Raw genomic sequence first — 6,258 nt, 5'->3', positions numbered from 1 at the left:
TCGTTTTTGTTTTAAACACACCGGCCCCCCGCCCCGGGCGGGCGGCCCACACGCCGGCCGTGGCGGCGGCCGACACGGCACCGGCCGCGCCGGCCACCGCCGCCGCCCCGAGCCGGGACCGCAGCAGCCACCCGCAGAGGACCGCCACCGGGACTGCCGCGGGTACTGCCACGGAGACCGCCAACGCCGGCATCTGACTCATCGTCGCCTCCTTTCTGCGGGAAGCCTACGGACCCGCGAAGCGCTCCGCCTGTGCCGATCGGCACATTTCCGCACCCGTTCCGAGCAGCCAAGACAGCCCGATCGGCACTGATGGAAGCCCCCTGCCGACGGCCACTCTTGATCCCGTCGGACCGGCCGCCACGGCCGGTCCGGGAGAGGAGTCCGTACCGTGTCCACCACCGCGTCCGCCGTACCGGCCGCCCCCCGCTCCCGCACCACCCGCACCGCCCGCAACCCCAGCACGGGCCGCACCGGCCGCACCGGCCGCACCGCCCGGGCCGTCCCGCCGGCCGGCACCCCGCGCTGGGCCGAGCTGGCCGCCCGCGCCACCGTCTGGACGACCGTCCCGTCCGGCCTCTGGCGGATCGCCCTCGGTGTGGGCGTCCCGGTCGGCTTCAGCGGGGAGCTCGCCGCGGCCTTCGACCCCTACGTCCCCGGCTGGGGCACCGTGTACGTCGTCGCGCTCAGCGGGCTGGCCGAGTTGCTGGCCTTCCTCACCCTGGGGCTGGTGCGGCCCTGGGGCGAGGTGCTCCCGCGCCGGATCCCGCTGATCGGCGGCCGCGCCGTCCCGCCGCTCGCCGCGATCGTCCCGGCGGCCCTCGGCTCCGCCGCCCTGACCGCGCTCTGGTTGCCCGCCCTGTTCGGCGGCTGGGCCTCGGCGATGAGCGATCCGGACGCCCCGCACGGCCTCGCCGGGGTGATCATGACCCTCTGCTACCTGCCGCTGGTCGCCTGGGGTCCGCTGCTCGCCGCGGTCACCGTCGCCTATGCCCGCCGCACCCTGGGGCGGCGCCGGTGACCACCGCACCCCGGCCTCAGGCCGCCATCCGCTCCCGCTCCGCCAGCACCGCCTCCGGCCGCGGCACCGCGGCGGTGCGCCGGCCCCACTCGGTGCCGGCCAGGACGAGGGCACCGCCCAGCAGGGCGAGCGGCCCGAGGTGGTTGCCCGCCAGGGTGATGCCGAACACCGCCGCCCAGAGCGGTTCGGTGCCCAGCAGCAGGCTGACCCGGGAGGGCGAGGTGGTGCGGACGGCCCACATCTGCACGAAGAACGCGAACAGCGTGCAGAGCAGCGCCAGATGCAGCAGCCAGCCCCACTGGGCCGGCCCGAAGGCGGCCGCGACCGTCCAGGGCAGCGGGCCGGCGAACGGCGCGACGACGGCGAACACCAGCGTCGCGGTCGCGAGCTGGACCCAGGTGACGGCCAGCGTGTCGCTCTCCCGGATCGCCCGGGTCCGGGCGGTGGCCAGCACGCTGACCGTCCGCACCACGGCGGCGCCGAGCACCAGCAGGTCCCCCGAGGCCGGAGCCCGCAGTCCGCCGTCCCCGGTGAGCAGCGCGATGCCCACCACCGCCAGACCGGCCGCCGCGAGGAAGGCGCGCGGCAGCGGCGTCCGGGCCAGCGCGCTCTCCGCCAGCGGGGTGAACACGATCGTGAGGCTGATGATCAGGCCCGCGTTGGTCGCCGAGGTGTGCACCGCGCCGAACGTCTCCAGGAGGAAGATCGCACCGAGCACCAGCCCCAGCCCGGCCCCGCCCAGCCACTCGGCGCGCCGCAACCGCCGCAGCGGCCGCCAGGCGGCCAGTCCCAGGACGGGCAGCACCAGGCCGAACCGCAGCACCAGCATCGCCACCACCGTCCCCGGTTCGGCCACCCGCTGCACCGCCAGGAAGCTCGATCCCCACACCACCGCCACCAGCAGGACCGGCAGATCACGCATCGGAGCGGAGGACGGAGCACGCACGGCGGAGCCTCTCGGAGCGAAGGGAGAGCGGCCACACGAGAGTCACGCACGTCATCGGACGGATCCCGGAGCGGAGCGGGGCCCGCCATCCTCGCGCACCGCCCCGCACCGGATCAACGGTTTCCCACCCCCTATCGGATCTCCACCCCGCCGTGGATGATGTCGCCATGCCAAAACAGCCGTCCCCCACCCACCGGAAGGCCACTCAAGTGTCGCGCAAGCACTGGGCGTTGATCGCCGCCGCCACCGTCCTGCCGCTCGTCGCGAGCACCGGCACCGCCGTCGCGGACACCCCGTCGACCGGTTCCGGCACCGGCGCGGCCGGGGTCACCTGCACCTACACCCCGGCCGTCCCCGCCGACAACTTCAAGGGCATCCCGGTCTTCGACGCCCGCAAGGCGGCCAAGCCGTACAAGGCGACCTTGAAGACCACCCAGGGCTCGATCACCTTCCAGGCGCTCACCGACAAGGCGCCCTGCACGACCTTCTCCTTCCGGTTCCTCGCCGAGCGCGACTACTTCGACCGCAGCCACTGCCACCGGCTCACCACCCAGCGGCTCTACGTCCTGCAGTGCGGCGACCCGACCGGGACCGGCAGCGGCGGCCCGGGCTACTCCTTCCCCGACGAGAACCTGGAGGGCGCCACCTACCCGGCCGGCACCGTCGCGATGGCCAACGCGGGGCCCAACACCAATGGCAGCCAGTTCTTCTTCGTCTGGAAGGACACCAAGCTCTCCCCCGCCTACACCCCGTTCGGCCGGGTCACCGAGGGCCTGGACGTGCTGCAGAAGATCGCCGCCGGCGGCGAGGACGACCAGAACAACCCCGGTGACGGCTTCCCCACCCTGCCGGTGAACATCCGCAACGTGAAGATCTCCGCCCGCTGAGCCGTCCACCGGACTCCCGTACGGTGGAGCAGGCCACCACGACCGGCCACCGCCAGGCCGCGGACAGGCCGGAAGAGGCCAGGAACAGGCCATCGACACCGTACGGGAGCGGCACCGCATGGACAGCAGGATCTGGGAAAGCGTCGACCACCTGGTCGCCTGGCTCGACGAGCAGAGCCCGCTCCCCCCGCAGGAGGAGCGGCTCGCCCGGATCCTCAAGCTCTCCGAGGAGGTCGGCGAGGTCAGTGCCGCCGTGATCGGCGCCACCGGTCAGAACCCGCGCAAGGGCGTCACCCACAGCTGGGAGGACGTCCAGCACGAGCTGTGCGACGTGGTCTTCTCCGCCCTGGTCGCGCTGCGCACGCTGACCCCGGACGCGGCGCGGGTCTTCGCCGACCGCCTCGCCTACGTCGAGCAGCGCTCCGCCGCCAGCCGCGCCGACGCCGGCCGCCCGACGGACGGCCCGGCCGGCTGACGGAAGCCAGGACGACGACGGCCCGGCCGACGACGACGGCGCTGACAGCGACGGCGCCGACAGCGGCCGGTCGGCCGGCCGACCCGCGGCCGCCGGTCAGGCGTTCGGCGCGGCCTTGGCCAGGCCGTTGATGATGCGGTCCATGGCGTCGCCGCCCTGCGGGTCGGTGAGGTTGGCGAGGAGCTTGAGGACGAACCTCATCAGCATCGGGTGGGTCAGCCCGCGCTGGGTGGCGAGCTGCATCACCTTCGGGTTGCCGATGAGCTTCACGAAGGCCCGGCCGAGCGTGTAGTAGCCGCCGTAGACGTCCTTGAGGATGCGCGGGTAGGCCTGGAGCGCGCGCTCCCGGCCGCCGTCGGTCACCCGGGCGAGCGCCTGCACGATCACCCCGGCGGCGATCTGACCGGATTCCATCGCGTAGGCGATGCCCTCGCCGTTGAACGGGTTGACCATGCCGCCGGCGTCGCCGACCAGCAGCAGGCCGCGGGTGTAGTGCGGCTGCCGGTTGAAGGCCATCGGCAGGGCGGCCCCGCGGATCGGGTCGGTCATGTTCTCCGGCGTGTAGCCCCACTCCTCCGGCATGCTCGCGCACCAGGCCTTGAGCACCTCGCGCCAGTCCAGCTCGCCGAAGGCCGGCGAGGAGTTGAGGATGCCGAGGCCGACGTTCGAGGTGCCGTCGCCCATGCCGAAGACCCAGCCGTAGCCGGGCAGCAGCTTGCGCTCCCCGCCCCGGGTGTCCCACAGCTCCAGCCAGGACTCCAGGTAGTCGTCGTCGTGGCGCGGGGAGGTGAAGTAGGTGCGGTAGGCGACGCCCATCGGGCGGTCCTCCCGGCGGTGCAGGCCCATGGCCAGCGAGAGCCGGGTGGAGTTGCCGTCGGCGGCCACGACCAGCGGGGCGCGGAAGGTCACCGGCCGCTTCTCGTCCCCGAGCCTGGCGGTGACCCCGACGATCCGGCCGGTCCGCTCGTCCAGCACCGGGCCGCTGACGTTGCAGCGCTCGTAGAGCCGGGCCCCGGCCTTCTCGGCCTGCCGGGCGAGCAGCTCGTCGAAGTCGGCGCGCTTGCGGACCAGACCGTAGTCCGGGAAGGCCGACAGCTCGGGCCAGTCCAGCTCCAGCCGGACCCCGCCGCCGATGATCCGCAGACCCTTGTTGTGCAGCCAGCCGTTCTCGGTGGACACGTCGATGCCCATGTCCACCAGCTGCTTGGTGGCCCGGGGGGTGAGGCCGTCGCCGCAGACCTTCTCCCGGGGGAAGCTGGTCTTCTCCAGCAGCAGCACGTCCAGGCCCGCCTGTGCGAGGTGGTACGCGGTGGTGGACCCGGCCGGGCCCGCGCCGACCACGATGACGTCCGCGGTGCTCTCCACAACGCCTGCGCTCAGGTCAACGGCGGTCTCGGACACGGTGGGCACACTCCTGCTGGGGGTCGGCCGGCCGGCGGGGGCCGGCCCGGCTGGGCTTGGACGAGTCTATGAGCTGCGGACGGAGCTGCCGCCGCGGCTGCGGACGGTCAGACCTTGTAGGCCCGGTGCAGGGCCACGATCCCGCCGGTCAGGTTGCGCCAGGCCACCTTGGACCAGCCGGCCTCCTGCATCAGGGCGGCCAGCGCCGGCTGGTCGGGCCACTCGCGGATCGACTCGGCGAGGTAGACGTACGCGTCCGGGTTGCTGCTGACCGCGGTGGCGACCGGCGGCAGCGCGCGCATCAGGTACTCGGTGTAGACCGTCCGGAACGGCGTCCAGGTCGGCGTGGAGAACTCGCAGATGATCAGCTTGCCGCCGGGCTTGGTGACCCGCAGCATCTCGCTCAGCGCCGCCTCGGTGTCGTGGACGTTGCGCAGCGCGAAGGAGATCGTCACCGAGTCGAAGGTGTCGTCGGCGAACGGCAGCCTGGTGGCGTCCCCGGCGGTCAGCGCCAGCTCGGGGTGGCGGCGCTTGCCCTCGGCGAGCATGCCGACCGAGAAGTCGCACGGGACGACCCGCGCGCCGGCCTCGGCGAAGGGCAGCGAGGAGGTGCCGGTCCCGGCCCCGAGGTCGAGCACGACGTCCCCGGGCCCGGCGGCCACCGCCTCGGCCACCGCCCGGCGCCAGGCACGGGCCTGGCCGAGCGAGAGAACGTCGTTGGTGCGGTCGTACTTGGCCGCGACGTCGTCGAACATGGCGGCGACTTCGTGCGGCTGCTTGTCCAGGGAGGCTCGGGTCACGCCCCCCATTGTTCACCCTGGCTCCGGCGATCCGGGCAAGGGGGCGTCTTCCGGGCACCGCCGGGACACCCGTGGAGCACACCCGGACCCGCCGGGACCCGCCGGGAGCGCGCCGGATACGCACCGGACGCGCACCCGGAGCGCGCCGCGCCGGCCGGGGGCGGCCGCAGTGGAGGGCGGGCCGCCCGCCCGCGCGGCGCCGCCGGCGCGAGCGCTTGCCCTGCGTTATCGCAGGCATCCCGTCGGCCAGCGCCTCGGTCGCCAGGGCGACGGTGGTGGCCAACCGGTTCTGCCCGCTCCGGACGGCCACCGCCCGCCGGTGCCGCCGGATCCTCAGCATGCAGACCGCGAACAGCAGCACCGCCACCGGCACGCTGAACCGGGCCAGCCCGACGCCGACCGGCTGCGGGTAGGTGTCACCGCAGATCCGCACGGCCTTCGGCTCGTCGGCCGCGTGTTCCAGGCAGATGGTGTCCCCGAGCTTGGTGCCGTCGGCCAGCGGCAGCGCCGTGGCGGTGCGGTGCTGACCGGCCGCCTGGTAGCTGACGGTGCTGTAGGAGCCGCCGCCGGTCTGCAGCTGGGTCACCACGCCGTCGACCCGCACCGGGTGGGCGCCGATCCGGTCGGCCTGCTCGGCCTGACGCCATCCCAGCAGGCACATCCCGACGGCCAGCACGGCGCTGAGCACGGCGGTGAGGTACCAGCCTCGGCCCAACCGCGGGGATCGC

General features: G+C 73.9%; 7 protein-coding genes. 3 read left to right on the top strand and 4 right to left on the bottom strand.

The window, feature by feature from the left end; all coding sequences use genetic code 11:
* Window positions 1-202 (bottom strand): hypothetical protein (locus ACFXAM_RS01635; RefSeq protein ID WP_380286960.1); only part of this gene is annotated, 202 nt, incomplete at its 3' end.
* A gap of 189 nt (window positions 203-391) precedes the next feature.
* Here ACFXAM_RS01635 and ACFXAM_RS01630 point away from each other — a divergent pair.
* On the top strand, window positions 392-1,021 hold the full coding sequence (locus ACFXAM_RS01630) for a hypothetical protein (RefSeq protein ID WP_380286959.1): 630 nt from the start codon (window positions 392-394) through the stop codon (window positions 1,019-1,021).
* Window positions 1,022-1,037: 16 nt separating this feature from the next.
* On the opposite strand, the gene ACFXAM_RS01625 is transcribed toward ACFXAM_RS01630, so the two are convergent.
* Window positions 1,038-1,943 (bottom strand): DMT family transporter, encoded by a 906-nt coding sequence (locus tag ACFXAM_RS01625; RefSeq protein WP_380286958.1) that lies wholly within the window; start codon window positions 1,941-1,943, stop codon window positions 1,038-1,040.
* A gap of 191 nt (window positions 1,944-2,134) precedes the next feature.
* On the opposite strand from ACFXAM_RS01625, the gene ACFXAM_RS01620 reads away from it, so the two are divergent.
* Together ACFXAM_RS01620 and ACFXAM_RS01615 are read left to right on the top strand one after the other, a co-directional pair.
* On the top strand, window positions 2,135-2,854 hold the full coding sequence (locus tag ACFXAM_RS01620) for a peptidylprolyl isomerase (protein WP_380286957.1): 720 nt from the start codon (window positions 2,135-2,137) through the stop codon (window positions 2,852-2,854).
* Between the two features lie 118 nt (window positions 2,855-2,972).
* Window positions 2,973-3,329 carry a MazG-like family protein gene (locus tag ACFXAM_RS01615; RefSeq protein WP_380286956.1) on the top strand — a complete coding sequence of 119 codons (357 nt, stop codon included), beginning with the start codon at window positions 2,973-2,975 and terminating at the stop codon, window positions 3,327-3,329.
* Between the two features lie 96 nt (window positions 3,330-3,425).
* On the opposite strand, the gene ACFXAM_RS01610 is transcribed toward ACFXAM_RS01615, so the two are convergent.
* Window positions 3,426-4,730, bottom strand: a complete 1,305-nt coding sequence (locus ACFXAM_RS01610) for a geranylgeranyl reductase family protein (RefSeq protein WP_380286955.1) — start codon at window positions 4,728-4,730, stop codon at window positions 3,426-3,428.
* A 107-nt stretch (window positions 4,731-4,837) separates the two neighbouring features.
* A complete protein-coding gene (locus tag ACFXAM_RS01605; RefSeq protein WP_380286954.1) occupies window positions 4,838-5,530 on the bottom strand; it encodes a demethylmenaquinone methyltransferase in 693 nt (230 codons plus the stop codon).
* Between the last annotated feature and the right edge of the window lie 728 nt (window positions 5,531-6,258).

The organism is Kitasatospora sp. NPDC059462, assembly GCF_042749955.1.
Lineage (GTDB): Bacteria > Actinomycetota > Actinomycetes > Streptomycetales > Streptomycetaceae > Kitasatospora.
The sequence above is the reverse complement of the archived record's forward strand: the minus strand, read 5'-3'. Positions and strand labels throughout refer to the sequence as shown.